The following is a 15,465-nucleotide window of genomic DNA, read 5'->3' as shown; positions in this document are numbered from 1 at the left end:
GACATGCGACTCCAAGCGTCGGTTAGGGAAACCTAACCAGGCTAGCGCGTCTCCGTTTCGCAGGCGATCCGGGGTGCTCGAGGGGTATCTTCCCTCCGACCCCCACGATCGCCTGCAAAACGCGAATCCGGGCCTGCGAGACGCGAGGCGCGAGACGCGAGACGGCCCGGAGTCCGAGGACTCCGGGCCGTCGCAGCGTGCGCGGTGCGTCAGGACACGCGGCCCGACGTCATCGCGGCCTTGACCTCGGCGATCGCCTTCGTCACCTCGATGCCACGGGGGCATGCGTCGGTGCAGTTGAAGGTCGTGCGGCAGCGCCACACGCCTTCCTTGTCGTTGAGGATGTCGAGGCGCACCTGGCTCGCCTCGTCGCGGCTGTCGAAGATGAAGCGGTGCGCGTTCACGATCGCCGCCGGGCCGAAGTACTGGCCGTCGGTCCAGAACACGGGGCACGACGTGGTGCACGCGGCGCACAGGATGCACTTCGTGGTGTCGTCGAAGCGCTCGCGCTGCGCGATCGTCTGGTGACGCTCCTTGTCGGGCTTGCCGGTGGCCTGCAGGAAGGGCTGGATCTCGCGGAAGGAGTCGAAGAACGGCTCCATGTCGACGATGAGGTCCTTCTCGAGCGGCAGACCCTTGATCGCCTCGACGTAGATGGGCTTCGACGTGTCGAAGTCCTTGATGAGCGCCTTGCAGGCGAGGCGGTTGCGGCCGTTGATGCGCATGGCATCCGAGCCGCACACGCCGTGCGCGCACGACCGTCGGAACGCGAGCGTCGAGTCCTGCTCCCACTTGATGCGGTGCAGGGCGTCGAGGATGCGCTCCGTCGGGTACATGTCGACGTCGTAGTCGACCCACTTCGGCTCGTCGTCGACCTCGGGGTCGTAGCGGCGCACGTTGAGGGTGACCTTGAACGACTGCGGCGCCTCCACGGGCTCCGCCTCGACGGCCGGTGCCGGGTCGGCCACGGGCTCGCCGCCGGTCGTCTCGGGGCCGGCTGCGACCTCGCCGCCGATGGCGGTGCCGGGCTCCGACGGCGAGACGGCCTCGCCGTCCGTCGCCGTCGCGTCGCCCGCCTCCGCGGCCTGCGCCTGGGGATCGCCCGACTCGACCTGCGCCTCGCGCTCGGTCCCGGGCTCGTTCTTCTCGCTCTCGTGCGTCGCCATCGCTAGTACTTCCGCTCGGTGGGCTCGTAGATCGTCTTGCGCACGGGCTTCCAGTCGAGGCGGATGTGGTCGTCCGACTCGGCCGAGTGCGGGTCTCCGGAGAGATACGCCATCGTGTGCTGCATGTAGTTCTCGTCGTCGCGCTTGGGGTAGTCGTCGCGCATGTGACCGCCGCGCGACTCCTTGCGGTTCAGCGCGCACACCACGAGCACCTCGGCGAGGTCGAGCAGGAAGCCGAGCTCGACGGCCTCGAGGAGGTCGGTGTTGAAGCGCCTGCCCTTGTCGCGCACGGCGACGCCGAGGTACCGGGTGCGCAGGTCGCGCACCTCGGCCGCGGCGGCGTTCAGCGTCTCCTCGGTGCGGAACACCTGGGCGTTGCGGTCCATCGTCTCCTGCAGCTCCTTGCGGATCTGCGCGACGGACTCGGTGCCGGTGGAGGCGCGCAGCTGCGTGAGCCAGCCGGTGACGTTGTCGGCGGCGTCGGCCGGCAGCGGCACGAAGTCGGCGCTCTTCGCGTACGTGACGGCGTTGTTGCCTGCGCGCTTGCCGAAGACGTTGATGTCGAGCAGCGAGTTCGTGCCGAGGCGGTTCGAGCCGTGCACCGACACGCATGCGCACTCGCCGGCGGCGTACAGGCCGGGCACGACGGTGTCGTTGTCGGCGAGCACCTCGGCGTCGTTGTTCGTGGGGATGCCACCCATGGCGTAGTGCGCCGTCGGGTACACCGGCACGCGCTCGACGACGGGGTCGACGCCGAGGTAGGTGCGGGCGAACTCGGTGATGTCGGGCAACTTCGTCTCGAGCACCTCGGCGCCCAGGTGGGTGCAGTCGAGGTAGACGTAGTCCTTGTGGGGTCCTGCGCCGCGGCCGTCGAGCACCTCCTGCACCATTGAGCGCGCGACGATGTCGCGGGGTGCGAGGTCCTTGATGGTGGGGGCGTAGCGCTCCATGAAGCGCTCGCCGGATGCGTTGCGCAGGATCGCGCCCTCGCCGCGAGCGCCCTCGGTGAGGAGGATGCCGAGGCCCGCGAGCCCCGTGGGGTGGAACTGGTAGAACTCCATGTCCTCCAGCGGCAGGCCCTTGCGCCAGATGATGCCGACGCCGTCGCCCGTGAGGGTGTGCGCGTTCGACGTCGTCTTGAAGATCTTGCCGAAGCCGCCGGTGGCGAAGATGACCGACTTGCCCTGGAAGACGTGGATCTCGCCGGTGGCGAGCTCGTACGCGACGACGCCTGCGACGCGCTGCACGCCGTCGACCTCCGCCATGACGAGGTCGAGCGCGTAGAACTCGTTGAAGAAGTTCACGCCGTGCTTCACGCAGTTCTGGTACAGCGTCTGCAGGATCATGTGACCGGTGCGGTCGGCTGCGTAGCACGCGCGGCGCACGGGCGCCTTGCCGTGGTCGCGCGTGTGGCCGCCGAAGCGGCGCTGGTCGATCTTGCCGTCCTCGGTGCGGTTGAACGGCAGGCCCATGTTCTCGAGGTCGAGCACGGCGTCGATCGCCTCGCGGGTGAGGATCTCGGCTGCGTCCTGGTCGACGAGGTAGTCGCCGCCCTTGACGGTGTCGTACGTGTGCCATTCGGCGTTGTCGTCCTCGACGTTCGCGAGCGCGGCTGCCATGCCGCCCTGCGCTGCGCCCGTGTGGGAGCGCGTCGGGTACAGCTTCGTGATGACGGCGGTCGAGGCGTGCGGCGCGGCCTCGATGGCTGCGCGCATGCCTGCGCCGCCTGCGCCGACGATCACGACGTCGAACTGGTGGTAGTGGATGCCGTCGGACACGGTCGACTCGGTCATGCTGGTGTGGGACTCCTGGATCAGAGGTTCGCGCAGAACGACGGCAGCAGCTCGGCGTCGGCACCCACGGGGCAGGGGTCGAACGTGAAGGTGATGAGCGTGCCGAGGGCGATGAGGATGACGGCGCTGGAGGCGATGGCGCCGAGGGCGATGCGGCGCAGGCTCTCGCGATGCACGTAGTCGTTGACGATCGTGCGCATGCCGTTCGAGCCGTGGAGGATCGCGAGCCAGAGCATCGCGACGTCCCACCACTGCCACAGCGGGTTGGCGAACTTGCCGCCGATGAACCCGAAGTCGATGGCCTGGATGCCGCCGGGGGTGAAGAGCAGGTTGTAGGCGAGGTGGCCGAAGATCAGCACGACGAGCACGACGCCCGATGCGCGCATGAAGATCCAGCCGGCCTTCTCGAGGTTGGGGCCGCGGCGGCCCTTCGAGCGCGCGGGGTACGCGTAGGGCGTGCGGGGGCTCTCGACGGTGGCGGTCATCAGTGCTCCCCGAAGACGTTCGCGAGGTGCGTGGGGGTGAAGCCCGCCATGAGCACGATGACGAGGCCGATGACGACCCAGAACAGCACGCGCTGGATGCGCGTCGCAGCCGGGAAGGCGTCGACGGCGATGATGCGCAGGCCGTTCATCGCGTGGAACACGACGGCACCCACGAGGACGACCTCGCCGAGGCCCATGATCGGGTTCTTGTACGTCGCGATGACGACGTTGTAGGCCTCCGGGCTCACGCGGATGAGCGACGTGTCGAGCACGTGCACCAGGAGGAAGAAGTAGATGCCGATCCCGGAGATGCGGTGGAGGACCCACGACCACATGCCCTCGTTGCCGCGATAGAGCGTGCCCGCGATGCGGAGACGCGACGGCTTGGGATCAGCGAGGGTCGGGGTGCGGGAGCTTGCCACGCGTTCCCTCCTCACGAGTCTCGTTCGAGCGGATGCCATCCACTCTCGCTCGAGGGGATGTCTGCCTCGATCCTATGCCTGCGACGCGTCGGGCCTGACCAGTCCTGCGACAAGATCCGCGGTTCTTCTCGCCGGATCGGCCGCCGACACGCGTGATCGCGACTTTTCCGCACTCGGTGCAGAAAGCGCTATCGTCTGGGCATGCGAGTGATGAGGCTCGGCCGTGAGGTCGACTACGACGAGGCGTGGGCGCTGCAGCGGCGGCTGCACGACGAGGTGGCCGCGGGTGGCGAGGACGCGCTCGTGCTGCTCGAGCACGCCTCCGTCTACACCGCGGGCACGAGCACGCGCGATGCCGACCTGCCCACCGACGGCTCGCGCGTCGTGCGCGTCGACCGCGGCGGCCGCGTCACGTGGCACGGCCCCGGCCAGCTCGTCGCCTATCCGATCGTCGCGATCGGCGAGCTCGGCGTCGTCGACTGGGTGCGCAGGCTCGAGGAGGCGATGCTGCAGGCGCTGCGCCCGCTCGGCCTCGACGTCGACCGCGTCCGCGGCCGCGCCGGCATCTGGCTGCGCGGCGACGGCACGCCGCGCTCGCGCGACCGCAAGATCGCCCAGGTGGGCGTGCGGGTCGCCGGCGGCGTGAGCAGCCACGGCATCGCGATCAACGTCGATCCCGACCTCGCCGCGTTCGCCCGCATCGTGCCGTGCGGCATCACCGACGCGGGCGTCACGTCGATCGCCGCCGAGCTCGGCACCGCGCCGAGCGTCGACGAGGTGGGCGACGCGTTCGCTGCCGCGCTGCTGGCGCTCGGCGTCGCCGCCGTCGCATCCGCACCCATCGCATCCGCACGCATCGCATCCGCACGCACCGCATCCGCACCCATCGAGGAGGTCGCGGCATGAGCTGCGCAGGACCCGCAGGCGCCGTCCAGGAGACGACCCCCGCCCAGGCGCCCGAGGGGCGCAGGCTGCTTCGGCTCGAGGTGCGCAACGCCTCCACGCCCATCGAGCGCAAGCCGCCGTGGATCAAGACGCGCGCCCGCATGGGCCCCGAGTACACGGCGCTCACCGAGCTCGTCGAGGCTCAGGACCTGCACACCGTGTGCCAGTCGGCAGGGTGCCCGAACATCTACGAGTGCTGGGAGGACCGCGAGGCCACGTTCCTCATCGGCGGCGACCAGTGCACGCGTCGCTGCGACTTCTGCCAGATCGACACCGGCAAGCCCGCGCTGCTCGACCGGCTCGAGCCCGGCCGCGTCGCCGCCTCCGTCCGCGAGATGGGGTTGCGCTACGCGACGGTCACCGGCGTGTGCCGCGACGACCTCGAGGACGAGGGCATCTGGCTCTACGCCGAGACGGTGCGGCAGATCCACGCCGTGAACCCCGGCGTCGGCGTCGAGATGCTCGCGCCCGACTTCACCGGCAACCGGCACCTGCTGGAGGAGCTGTTCTCCACGAGGCCCGAGGTGTTCGCGCACAACGTCGAGACCGTGCCGCGCATCTTCCGCCGCATCCGCCCCGGCTTCCGCTTCGAACGCAGCCTCGACGTGCTGCGCTGGAGCCGCGACGCGGGTCTCGTGACCAAGTCGAACCTCATCCTCGGCATGGGCGAGACCGACGCCGAGGTGCTCGACACGCTCGGCGAGCTGCACGACGCAGGCTGCGACCTCATCACGATCACCCAGTACCTGCGGCCGTCGCTGCGGCACCACCCCGTCGACCGATGGGTGGAGCCCGCCGCGTTCGAGGACTTCGCGGAGGCGGCGACCGAGATCGGGTTCGCGGGCGTCATGTCCGGCCCGCTCGTGCGCTCCTCGTACCGGGCGGGCACGCTGTACCGGCAGGCGCTCGAGGCGCGCGGCCACGGACGGACGGCCTCGATCGTCGCGGGGATGGGCGCCGCCGCACCCGCGGGCAGCGGCATCACGAACGGCGGCAGGCGCGTGGCCTGACGCGCAGCCGTCGACGATCGGCGGCGCTCGCGACGCGACGCCGTCCGGCCGTCAGGGGACGACGGCGGGCGACGGCGCCGTGCCACGCAGCGCGTGTCGCTGCGCCGCCTCGTAGTGGCCGAAGAGCTGATCGCACACGCGCGGCCACGTGCGCTGCAGCACCTGTCGCCTGCCCGCCTCGCCCATCCGCGCGCGCATCGCTGCCGACTCGGCGAGCGTGCGCACGGCGTCGCGCAGCCCGCGGGCGGAGTCGGGCTCGAAGAGGAACCCCGTGATGCCCTGGTCGACGAGGTCGATGGGGCCGCCTGCGCGGGGCGCCACCACCGGCAGGCCCGCGGCGGCCGCCTCCTGCAGCGTCTGCCCGAACGTCTCCTCCGCGCCGGTGTGCACGAACACGTCGAGCGCGGCGTACGCGGCGGCGAGCGCCGCGCCCGTCAGCTGGCCGAGGAACACCGCATCCAGCGGCGCGAGCGCCCGCCGCGCCGCCGCCATGCCGGGGCCGTCGCCCACGATGACGACCCGGATGCCCTGCATGCCGCGCAGGGCTCGCAGACGCTCGAGGCCCTTCTCGGGGGCGACGCGGCCGACGTAGCCGACGATCGTCTCGCCGCGCGGCGCGAGCCGCTGCCGCAGCGCGAGCGCCGCGGGCCCGCCGCGGTGGTCGGGATGGAACGCGTCGAGGTCGACGCCGCGCGCCCAGTGGCCGACGCGGTCGATGCCCGCCGCCGCGAGATCGGCGATCGCCGACGACGACGGCGCGAGCGTCACGTCCGCCTGGTTGTGGATGCGGCGCAGCACCTTCCACGCGACGGGAGCACCCGCCGACAGGCGGTTGCGTCGCGCGAAGCCTGCGATGTCGGTCTGGTAGATCGCGACCGACGGCACGCCCATGCGCCGCGCCTCCGCGATCGCCTGCCCGCCGAGCAGGAAGGGGGAGGCGGCGTGCACGACGTCGGGGCGGAAGCGCTGCAGCAGTCCGTGCATCTGCGGGCTCGGCATGCCGACGGGGAACTCGCGGTAGGCGACCGACGGCACCTCGAACACGGGTGCGCCGTGCAGCTGGGTCGGTGCACCGCATCGCGGGGCGATGACCATCGCCTGCCTGCCGGTCGCCTGCAGGTGCTCGAGCACCCTGATCACGGACGACGTCACCCCGTTCACCGTGGGCAGGAAGCTCTCGGTGACGATGGCGACGCGTTCGATCCGCACGTGCCCGACGCTAGGCACCGCGCATGGCGAGGGAGGCCGAGAACGTGTGAATGGCGTGTGAACGCCTCGCGTCCGGTCGAGGTCGTCGTCGGTCGCCGGATAGATTCGCCCCCATGACGATCGACGGCTTCTACGGCATCATCCCGGCCGGAGGCGTCGGGTCGCGGCTGTGGCCGCTGTCCCGCGCCGACGCACCCAAGTTCCTCCACGACCTCACGGGGTCCGGTCGCACGCTGCTGCAGTCGACGTTCGAGCGGCTCGTGCCGCTCGCGGGCACGCAGCGCATCATGGTCGTCACCGGCAGGGCGCACCGCTCGGCGGTGGAGGCGCAGCTGCCGGAGCTCGTCGACGCGAACATCGTGCTCGAGGCCGACCCGCGCGAGTCGACCGTCGCCATCCTGCTCGCCGCAGCCATCCTCGAGCGTCGCGAGCCCGGCGTCGTCGTCGGCTCGTTCGCCGCCGACCACGTCATCGCCGACGAACGCGCCTTCCGCCGCGCCGTGACCGACGCGGTCGCCGCGGCCCGCACCGGCAAGATCGCCACGATCGGCATCACGCCCAGCGAGCCCGCGATCGGCTTTGGCTACATCCAGGCGGGCGCGTCGGCAGGCATCGAGGGCGCACCGGGCGTCGCCGAGGTCGTGCGCTTCGTCGAGAAGCCGAGCTCCGAGGTCGCAGCCGGATACGTCGAGTCGGGCGACTTCCTGTGGAACGCCGGCATGTTCATCGCGCGCGCCGACGTGCTGCTGGCCGAGCTCGCGAGGACCGAGCCCGAGCTCGCGGCGCAGATCGACGAGCTCGCTGCCGCCTGGGACGACCAGGCCACGCGCGGCCCCGCCGTCGACCGCCTGTGGCCGCAGCTGCAGAAGATCGCGATCGACTACTCGGTGGCCGAGCCCGCCGCAGCCCGCGGCGGCATGGTCGTCGTGCCAGGCGACTTCGACTGGGATGACGTCGGCGACTTCTCGGCGGTGGCGAAGCTGCACAACGGCACGGTCGGGGCCGATCGCCTCGCGATCCTCTCCGGCGACGCGACGGTGCTCGCCGACGGCGCCTCCGGCATCGTCGTGTCGACGACCGACCGGGTGATCTCGCTCGTGGGCGTGCGCGACATCGTCGTGGTCGACACGGGCGACGCGCTGCTCGTGACGACCACGGGCCAGGCGCAGCGCGTGAAGCAGGTCGTCGACGCCATCCGGCGCAGCGGCAACGCCACGGTGCTGTAGCGCGAGCGTCCCCCGGGGCACGTCGTCGATCGGCGCGCATTCGCCGATGTCGACGGGCGTGCGGGCTAGGGTGACAGCACCCCGCACCGCAGCACCTGGAGCACCGATGTCCCGCACCGCCCTCCGTCTCGTCGCGCCCGTCGCCCTCGTCGCGCTCGCGCTCACCGCCTGCCAGGCCGCACCGGAGGGGTCGGACGACGAGCCCGGCGCCGCGAGCGACGTCTGCGCCCAGATGGTCACGAACTCCGGCGGCCTCGAGGACCGCTCCTTCAACCAGGCCAGCTGGGCCGGGATGGAGCAGGCCGAGGAGGAGTACGGCATCGAGGCGAACGTGCTCGTCTCCACGAGCGAGTCCGACCTCGCGCCCAACGTCGAGGCTGCCGTCGGCACCGGCTGCGAGTTCGTGCTCACCGTCGGCTACGAGCTCGCCGCAGCCACGGGCGAGCAGGCGGAGGCCAACCCCGACGTGCAGTTCGCGATCGTCGACGAGACCGTCGAGGGCGACAACGTGCGCCCCATCGTCTTCGACACCGGGCAGGCGTCGTACCTCGCCGGGTACCTCGCAGCCGGCGTGACCCAGACGGGCGTCGTCGCCACGTTCGGCGGCGGCAACCAGCCCCCCGTCACGCTCTTCATGGACGGCTACGTGCAGGGCGTCGAGGCGTACAACGCCGCGCACGGCACCAGCGTGCAGGTCATCGGCTGGGACGTCGAGACCCAGGACGGCATCTTCACCGGCGACTTCGAGAACGTGCAGCTCGGTCAGGCGACGTCGCAGTCGCTCATCGCCCAGGGCGCCGACGTCATCCTGCCCGTCGCGGGCCAGGTCGGCGAGGGCGCGTTCCTCGCCTCCATCGACGCAGGCTCCTCCGCGCTCGTCATCTGGGTCGACTCCGACGGCTACGAGACCCTGCCGGACGAGTACCACCCGCTGCTGCTCACCACCGTGGAGAAGAACACGCAGGACTTCGTGGTCGACGCGATCGGCGACCTCGTCGACACCGGCACCGTCACCGACGAGCCGCTCGTCGGCACGCTCGAGAACGAGGGCGTCGGCCTCGCCGACTACCACGACCTCGCCGACCGGGTCAGCCCGGAGCTGCAGACCGAGCTCGACGCCCTGCGCGAGCAGATCGTCGCCGGCGACGTCGTCGTCGAGAGCCCCAGCGCCCCGTAGCGACGCGGCACTCGCGATCGGCGATCGCATGCGAGGGCCCCGGATGCCGTGGAGTGCATCCGGGGCCCTCTCCATCCCCGTGTCGCAGGATCGGGGATGGGCCCGCCCGTGACCGGGCGGGAGCCTGTCGTCAGACGCGCACTCGATCCCTGCGCGTCACGCCGCCGAGCAGCCGCTCGACGTAGGTGCGGTGGTCGGCCAGCTCCTGCTCGACGCGAGCGTCGTCCCAGCCGAGCATGGGCGCGACGAACGCCGCGACCTCATGGTCGACGTCGGTGCCGAGCGCCGGCTCGAGGCCGACCATCGTGCGTCGGTGCAGCAGGTCGACGAGCGTGAGGGCGCCCTCGGCGCGGATCGCATGGGCGAGCTCGGCGCCGACGACGGCGCCGCGTCCCCCGCCGAACGTCTGCTGCAGCGCGGGCTCCGCGTCGTGCAGCGCGCCGATCGCCGTCGCGGCGCTGCCGTAGACGGCGACGAGACGCTCGGCGATCGCCCCGCGCCACGGCAGCCTGGTCGCGAGCACCGACGCGGCACGTCGGCCGCGCGCCCACCGATCCGTCGTCGCGCCTGGCAGCGGCTGCGACGACGTCGTCGACCTCGGCAGCGTGCGACCGAGCTCCTTCGCGACGACGTCGGTCGTCTGCCGTCCGAGCGCGAGGTGCGGCGTGAGCTTGCCGCCGACGATCGTGACGAGGCCGGGAGCCTCGTCGTGGCGGACGATGAGGTGGCTGCGGGGGATCGCGCCGGGCTTGACGCCGGGCCGGTACGGCAGCGGACGCACGCCCGTGTACGTGTAGAGCACGTCGTCGACCGTGAGGCCAGCGCCCGGCACGAGCGCATTCGTCTCCTCCAGCAGGTACGCCACCTCGGCGTCGGTGCCGCGGACGACGGCGGGGTCGCCGTCGAAGCGGTCGTCGGTCGTGCCGATGAGGTAGCGGCCGTTCCACGGGATCACGAGGATCGCGCGGTTGTCGCGGCGCGCCTCGAAGTAGATGCACGAGTCCGGGGCGCCGGGGAAGGGGTCCACGACGAGGTGCGTGCCCGTCGTGCCGCCGATCTGCCGCTCGAGCCCTGCGCGCTCGCCGAGCTCGTCGACCCACGGGCCGGCCGCATTCACGACGCACGCGGCGTCGATCGCGAACGTCTCGCCCGTGAGGACGTCGCGGGCCTCGATGCCGACGATGCGCTCGCGATCGCGGCGCAGGTCGACGGCCTCGACGTAGGTCGCGACGTCGGCGCCCGCCCGCGCGGCCGACAGGGCCGTCTCGAGCACGAGCCGCTCCGGGAAGGTCACCTGCCCGTCGTAGTACCGCACGGCACCGCCGAGGCGACGCTTGTCGAGGCCGGGCAGCTCCGCGTCGAGCGCCTTGCGGCCCAGGTGCCGCGTCGCGGGCATCGACTTGCCTGCCGACAGCACGTCGTACAGCGTCACGCCTGCGCGGAACATCCACCCGGGAAGGTGGTTGTGACGGTAGAGCGGCACGACGAAGCCGAGCGGCTGCACGAGGTGCGGCGCGATGCGCAGCAGGCTCTCGCGGTCGTGGAGGGACTCGTAGACGAGCGGCACCTCGCCGTGCTCGAGGTAGCGGAGGCCGCCGTGGATGAGGCGCGAGTTCCACGACGACGTGCCGATCGCCAGGTCGCCGCGCTCGACGAGCGCGACCGTCAGGCCGCGGGTGGCGGCGTCGCGGGCGATCGCGGCGCCGTTGATGCCGCCGCCGACGACGACGAGGTCGTAGGAGCCGGCGCTCAGGCGAGCGGCGTCGGCACGTGCGAATCCGGTCATGCTCTGTCTCCATCGACGGCGCATCGCGCGATCGGTGCGCGAGCGGCTAGGCTGTCTATACAACCATACACAACCTCGTCCCACTCGATGCAGAGCCAAGGAGGGCCAGCATGACGACGCTGCCGAGCACCATGACCGGATGCAGCCCGAAGGGGTACCTGACGGCCGACGCGGCACGCGAGTGGATCGCGGTCGTGCGCGACGGGCTCGCCGCGCATGGCGGCGAGGGCGCGTTCGCATGCATGCCCTACCCGCTCGTCGCGGAGGCGGTCGACGCGCTCGCACCGCTCGGAGCCCTCGTGGGCACGCAGGACGTCTCGGCCCATCCGGTGGGGCCGTTCACGGGCGAGGTGAGCGCCGAGCTGCTCGCGGGCCTCGGGTCGCGCCTGGCGATGGTCGGGCATCCTGAGCGCGTGCGCCACCTCGGCGAGGGCCCGGACGACTTCCGTGCGAAGTCGGCGGCTGCTGCAGCGCACGGCATCGTGCCGATCCTCATCGTCGGCGAGCCGGAGCGCGGGCGCGACCCCGAGGAGGTCATCCGTCCGCAGATCGATGCCGCCTTCGCCGACGTGCCGGGCGACGCGCCCGTGGTCGTCGCGTACGAGCCGACGTGGGCGATCGGTGCTCCCGAGCCGGCACCGCCGAGCCACGTCGTCGACGTCGTCGAGCGCATCCGCGCGATGCTCGCGGAGCGCTCGGGGGAGTCGCGCGTGCTCTACGGCGGCAGCGCCGGCCCCGGCACGTTCGCGGCGATCGCAGCCCACGGCCGCGAGACGGGCCGCCCGGGCGGCATCCCCGACGGGGTGTTCCTCGGGCGTGCGGGCGTCGATCCGCACGGCTTCCTCGCGGCGGTCGCCGAGGTGCGCGAGGCGACCGCGTCGTAGCATCCGCCCCGCCCGCGCTCGTTGCGAGGTGCGCCTATCCGTTGCGAGGTGCGCTTGTCCAACTGAGGTGGAGCTCTCTGCGCACCTCGATTGGACAAGCGCACCTCGCAACGGGAAGCGCGCCTCGCAACGGGAAGCGCACCTCGTAACGGCGGGAGGTGGGGCCGGGGTCAGGTCAGCGAGCCCCACGCCTCGATCGCCTGGCGCAGCTCCTCGTGCTCCGCCGTCGCATCCGCCAGCGGCACGCCCGCGATCCGCGCGTCGATCGCCTGCCGCATCGCGCGCACGCCTGCGGCCGCGCCGCCGGGATGGCCCTGGATCGCGCCGCCCGCACCGAGGATCGTGTCGATGCCGAGGTCGGTGACGTAGCGGTCGACGGTGCCGGGGTGCACGCCGCCGCCGATGATGGGCATCGTGCGCCGCAGGTGCGGGCGCGGCAGCAGCATCTGATGGGCCGTGCGCAGATAGGGCAGCGTGCGGATGGAGCCGCCGCCGTACGGGGTCTGCACGAGCGCCATGTCGGCACCGGCGATGCGAGGCAGCAGCCCCATCGCGATCGGGGCGGACATGCCGGTCGACGGCCCCTCGAAGAACGGCGCCGCGCCCGCGAAGTGGCCGAGCACCGGCACGTCGACGGCGTCGGCGAGCGCCTCGAGCGATCCGTAGCCCGCCGTGGCGTACGTCACCATGACGGCGCGCGCGCCCGCGTCGACGGCGCGCCGGGCCGTGTCGAGCATGCGGTCGGGGCGGTCGGTGACGTTGGGCACGTAGACCGTCTCGATGCCCGTCTCGCCCGCGGCCTCCTTCGCGGCGGCCGTGAACAGTCGCACGCGCTCGACGACCGGCGAGTACTCGGGGTCGGCGATGAGCTCGTCGTCCTTGATGAGGTCGATGCCGCCGAGCGCCGTCTCGCGGAAGATGTCGCGCGCCGCGGTGGGCGTGAGCCCCGCGCACGGCTTGATCATGTTGAGCAGCAGCGGCCTGCCCTCGACGCCCGTGAGCGCCCGCAGCCCCTCGACGCCGTGGCCGGGCCCTGCGAGGCGCTCGGCGAGCGAGTCGGGCAGCTCGAGCTCGACGAGCTTCGCCTCGACCGACGTCGACGAGTCGTTGCCGAGGAGCGTTGTGAGCAGCATGGGGATGGAGTCGCCCACGTTGATCGTGGGCAGCGCGATGCGCACGAGGTAGGCGATGCGCTCGGGGGCGTCGCCGACGTCGATGGGCGGCACCGGCAGCACGCTCACGACGCGCGCCTCGTGCCTGGCGCGCATCTCGTCGGTGATGCCGGGCACGGGCAGCCAGGTGCCGATCGTCTGGCCGACGGCGAACGCGGCCATGCGGCCGAGCGCGTCCGCATCCGCCGGCAGCTCGAGCGCGTACGTCGCGAGCACGTGGTCGCCGCCACGCACGTGCTCCGGGAGGGCGAAGAGGTCGAGTGCGGATGGCATGGTCGTGCCTTTCGAGCGGATGCGGAGACGAGCGCGTCAGGCGACGCGCGGGAGGGCGGCGACGAGGGTCTCGAGGATCTCGGCCGCGCCGTCGTCGGCGTGGTGGCCGGTCTGCCTGGTCGTGACGGCGAGCACCTCGTCGCGGGCGTTGCCCATCGCGACGGGGTGGCCGATGCGGCGCAGCCAGATGACGTCGTTGCCGCCGTCGCCGAGGCCGAGCACGTCGGCGGCGTCGATCTCGTCGCCGAGCAGGAGGTCGAGCGCGGTGGCCTTCGTCGCATGCGGGGCGACGACCTCGAAGAAGACGTCCATCGATCGCGTCGCCTGCGGCACGCGCTGCAGGATCTCGGCGGCGGCGGCGTCGAGCGCGTCGGGGGAGCCGTGCAGCATGATCTTCACGATCTCGCCGGGCGCGACGTCGTCGATCGAGCCGATGCGCACGTCCTCCTCGTTGAGGTCGACGAGCGTGTCGGCGAGCAGCCCTGGCGCGTCGACCCAGATGTCGTCGCGGGTCCACCACGTGATGCCGAGGCCGAGGTCGCGGTGCAGGCTCACGAGCGCCGTGATCTCGGCGGCGCCGAGCGGGATGGTGCGCAGGTCGCGGTCCTCGACCGGGTCGAAGACGATCGACCCGTTCGAGGCTGCGACGGGGTTGGAGATGCCGAGCTCTCGGGCGAGGCCGAGCACGCTGCGGCGCGACCTGCCCGTGAGCAGGTAGACCGGGAGCCCCGCGTCGAGCACGCCGCGGATGGCGGCCGCGGTGCGGCCGCTCACCCGGTGGTCGGCGCCGGCGATCGTGCCGTCGACGTCGACCGCGACGGCGCGAACGCCCGCGAGGCTCCCGGTCATGGTGCTGTCGTCCTCAGCCGGCTCAGACCAGGGCGCCGAGGCCGAGGATCAGCGTCGTCGCGGGGAAGATCGCGAACGCGGGCGGGTCGATGTGCGTGTCGCCGTGGCTGAGCGTGAGGCGGGCGAACAGCTCGCCGAGCCAGGCGCCGATGAGGCCTCCGACGGCGCCGATGAGCACCGCGAGCCACGTCTGGTCGCCGACGAGCGGCAGGAACGTGACGGCCGCGAGGCCTGCTGGCAGCGTGATGTGGTGCGTGACGGGCACGGCGTGGCCAGCCGACGAGAATGCGAGCGACACGGCCGAGACGCCGAACATCAGCACCTGGGCGTTGCCTGCGACGTCGGGGTACGCCTCGAGCAGGGTGACGGATGCGAAGGCGGCGAGGAGGCCGGCGAAGATGCCGAGCACCGTGAGGGGGCCGAAGCGCTCCTGGTGCTCGACCCAGCGGCCGGTGTCGGTCGGCTCGTACGCCGCCCAGCCGCTCTTGCCCGAGTCGTTCCTCGGGAAGAGTCCGGACTTGCCGAACGCGAGGCGCGCGACGATCGCGGAGATGATGACGGTGAACGCCACCGAGTCGGTGTTGGCGCCGAACCACGGGATGATCGCGACGACCTTCTGGATGAGGTAGCCGAGCACGCCGAAGCCGGCGCCGACGAGCAGCACGTCGGGCTTGGCGAGGCTCGCGAGGGGCAGCGCGATGTCGCGGGCGTTCGCGCCATGGACGCGGCGGGCGTACGCGACGGCTGCCACGCCACCTGCGAAGGCGATGTGCGGACCGAAGACGGGGCCGAAGGCGAGCTCGCTGATGAAGCTGGCGTCGCCGGTGCCTGCGAGGATCGCGAAGCCGGTGAGGACCATGAACCCGGTGAAGATGAAGGCGTGGAGGCCTCCGATCGCGGCGCCGAAGAACCCTCCGGCGGCTGCTCCGAGGATGGAGATGAGATCGATGTCCATGCAGATGTCCTTTGCGTCACGTCATCGTGGGCGGCGAATCCGGTCCATCGCCGCTCGGCAGGCGCCGAAGGGCCGATGGTATCCGTGGGACCTGATCGTAGAGGTCACACCCG

14 protein-coding genes are annotated in these 15,465 nt (G+C 71.9%); 5 read left to right on the top strand and 9 right to left on the bottom strand.

Annotation, left to right across the window (positions count from 1 at the left end):
- Nucleotides 1-209: 209 nt before the first annotated feature.
- From ACZ6H8_RS10045 to sdhC, 4 genes are all read right to left on the bottom strand, one after another.
- Nucleotides 210-968: a succinate dehydrogenase iron-sulfur subunit gene (locus ACZ6H8_RS10045; RefSeq protein ID WP_464146658.1), complete on the bottom strand. Its 759-nt coding sequence runs from the start codon at nucleotides 966-968 to the stop codon at nucleotides 210-212.
- 200 nt (nucleotides 969-1,168) lie between these two features.
- The gene (gene sdhA / locus ACZ6H8_RS10040; protein ID WP_464146647.1) at nucleotides 1,169-2,959 is read right to left on the bottom strand and encodes a succinate dehydrogenase flavoprotein subunit; all 1,791 of its coding nucleotides are present in this window, start codon (nucleotides 2,957-2,959) and stop codon (nucleotides 1,169-1,171) included.
- Between the two features lie 20 nt (nucleotides 2,960-2,979).
- A complete protein-coding gene (locus tag ACZ6H8_RS10035) occupies nucleotides 2,980-3,444 on the bottom strand; it encodes a succinate dehydrogenase hydrophobic membrane anchor subunit (protein WP_464146645.1) in 465 nt (154 codons plus the stop codon).
- Complete coding sequence (sdhC, locus tag ACZ6H8_RS10030; protein WP_464146644.1) at nucleotides 3,444-3,866, bottom strand: succinate dehydrogenase, cytochrome b556 subunit; 423 nt, start codon at nucleotides 3,864-3,866, stop codon at nucleotides 3,444-3,446. The genes ACZ6H8_RS10035 and sdhC overlap by 1 nt, the downstream gene beginning before the upstream one ends.
- Before the next feature lie 201 nt (nucleotides 3,867-4,067).
- Between sdhC and lipB the strand changes: the two genes are divergently transcribed.
- On the top strand, nucleotides 4,068-4,772 hold the full coding sequence (lipB, locus tag ACZ6H8_RS10025; protein ID WP_464146643.1) for a lipoyl(octanoyl) transferase LipB: 705 nt from the start codon (nucleotides 4,068-4,070) through the stop codon (nucleotides 4,770-4,772).
- Nucleotides 4,769-5,821 (top strand): lipoyl synthase, encoded by a 1,053-nt coding sequence (locus ACZ6H8_RS10020; protein ID WP_464146642.1) that lies wholly within the window; start codon nucleotides 4,769-4,771, stop codon nucleotides 5,819-5,821. Before lipB ends, ACZ6H8_RS10020 begins: the two co-directional genes overlap by 4 nt.
- Nucleotides 5,822-5,872: 51 nt before the next feature.
- Here ACZ6H8_RS10020 and ACZ6H8_RS10015 read toward each other — a convergent pair whose 3' ends face one another.
- Nucleotides 5,873-7,030, bottom strand: coding sequence for a glycosyltransferase family 4 protein (locus ACZ6H8_RS10015; RefSeq protein ID WP_464146641.1), 1,158 nt, complete (start codon nucleotides 7,028-7,030; stop codon nucleotides 5,873-5,875).
- A 113-nt stretch (nucleotides 7,031-7,143) separates the two neighbouring features.
- On the opposite strand from ACZ6H8_RS10015, the gene ACZ6H8_RS10010 reads away from it, so the two are divergent.
- On the top strand, nucleotides 7,144-8,256 hold the full coding sequence (locus ACZ6H8_RS10010; RefSeq protein ID WP_464146640.1) for a mannose-1-phosphate guanylyltransferase: 1,113 nt from the start codon (nucleotides 7,144-7,146) through the stop codon (nucleotides 8,254-8,256).
- Between the two features lie 106 nt (nucleotides 8,257-8,362).
- Nucleotides 8,363-9,433: a BMP family lipoprotein gene (locus ACZ6H8_RS10005; protein WP_464146639.1), complete on the top strand. Its 1,071-nt coding sequence runs from the start codon at nucleotides 8,363-8,365 to the stop codon at nucleotides 9,431-9,433.
- Nucleotides 9,434-9,563: 130 nt separating this feature from the next.
- Here the strand turns inward: ACZ6H8_RS10005 and ACZ6H8_RS10000 are convergent, their stop codons facing one another.
- Nucleotides 9,564-11,219 (bottom strand): glycerol-3-phosphate dehydrogenase/oxidase, encoded by a 1,656-nt coding sequence (locus ACZ6H8_RS10000; protein ID WP_464146638.1) that lies wholly within the window; start codon nucleotides 11,217-11,219, stop codon nucleotides 9,564-9,566.
- Between the two features lie 110 nt (nucleotides 11,220-11,329).
- Between ACZ6H8_RS10000 and ACZ6H8_RS09995 the strand changes: the two genes are divergently transcribed.
- Nucleotides 11,330-12,103 (top strand): triose-phosphate isomerase family protein, encoded by a 774-nt coding sequence (locus ACZ6H8_RS09995; protein ID WP_464146636.1) that lies wholly within the window; start codon nucleotides 11,330-11,332, stop codon nucleotides 12,101-12,103.
- 170 nt (nucleotides 12,104-12,273) lie between these two features.
- On the opposite strand, the gene ACZ6H8_RS09990 is transcribed toward ACZ6H8_RS09995, so the two are convergent.
- Genes ACZ6H8_RS09990 through ACZ6H8_RS09980 form a run of 3 tightly spaced genes read right to left on the bottom strand, consistent with a single transcriptional unit; the run spans nucleotide 12,274 to nucleotide 15,352 of the window.
- Nucleotides 12,274-13,548: a RuBisCO large subunit C-terminal-like domain-containing protein gene (locus tag ACZ6H8_RS09990; RefSeq protein ID WP_464146634.1), complete on the bottom strand. Its 1,275-nt coding sequence runs from the start codon at nucleotides 13,546-13,548 to the stop codon at nucleotides 12,274-12,276.
- Nucleotides 13,549-13,584: 36 nt separating this feature from the next.
- Nucleotides 13,585-14,397, bottom strand: coding sequence for an HAD hydrolase family protein (locus tag ACZ6H8_RS09985; RefSeq protein ID WP_464146633.1), 813 nt, complete (start codon nucleotides 14,395-14,397; stop codon nucleotides 13,585-13,587).
- 22 nt (nucleotides 14,398-14,419) lie between these two features.
- Nucleotides 14,420-15,352, bottom strand: coding sequence for a DUF7973 family transport facilitator (locus ACZ6H8_RS09980; RefSeq protein WP_464146632.1), 933 nt, complete (start codon nucleotides 15,350-15,352; stop codon nucleotides 14,420-14,422).
- Between the last annotated feature and the right edge of the window lie 113 nt (nucleotides 15,353-15,465).

Source organism: Agrococcus sp. AC640b (assembly GCF_979255995.1).
This window is presented reverse-complemented; position numbering and strand designations above follow the sequence as displayed.

Excerpts from the sequence above, each read along its gene's own strand:
- ACZ6H8_RS10010 (WP_464146640.1), top strand. The coding sequence starts at position 7,144 with ATGACGATCGACGGCTTCTACGGCATCATCCCGGCCGGAGGCGTCGGG.
- sdhA (WP_464146647.1), bottom strand. The coding sequence starts at position 2,959 with ATGACCGAGTCGACCGTGTCCGACGGCATCCACTACCACCAGTTCGAC.
- ACZ6H8_RS10000 (WP_464146638.1), bottom strand. The coding sequence starts at position 11,219 with ATGACCGGATTCGCACGTGCCGACGCCGCTCGCCTGAGCGCCGGCTCC.
- ACZ6H8_RS09995 (WP_464146636.1), top strand. The coding sequence starts at position 11,330 with ATGACGACGCTGCCGAGCACCATGACCGGATGCAGCCCGAAGGGGTAC.
- ACZ6H8_RS10005 (WP_464146639.1), top strand. The coding sequence starts at position 8,363 with ATGTCCCGCACCGCCCTCCGTCTCGTCGCGCCCGTCGCCCTCGTCGCG.
- ACZ6H8_RS10035 (WP_464146645.1), bottom strand. The coding sequence starts at position 3,444 with ATGACCGCCACCGTCGAGAGCCCCCGCACGCCCTACGCGTACCCCGCG.
- ACZ6H8_RS09990 (WP_464146634.1), bottom strand. The coding sequence starts at position 13,548 with ATGCCATCCGCACTCGACCTCTTCGCCCTCCCGGAGCACGTGCGTGGC.
- lipB (WP_464146643.1), top strand. The coding sequence starts at position 4,068 with ATGCGAGTGATGAGGCTCGGCCGTGAGGTCGACTACGACGAGGCGTGG.
- ACZ6H8_RS09985 (WP_464146633.1), bottom strand. The coding sequence starts at position 14,397 with ATGACCGGGAGCCTCGCGGGCGTTCGCGCCGTCGCGGTCGACGTCGAC.
- ACZ6H8_RS10020 (WP_464146642.1), top strand. The coding sequence starts at position 4,769 with ATGAGCTGCGCAGGACCCGCAGGCGCCGTCCAGGAGACGACCCCCGCC.
- ACZ6H8_RS09980 (WP_464146632.1), bottom strand. The coding sequence starts at position 15,352 with ATGGACATCGATCTCATCTCCATCCTCGGAGCAGCCGCCGGAGGGTTC.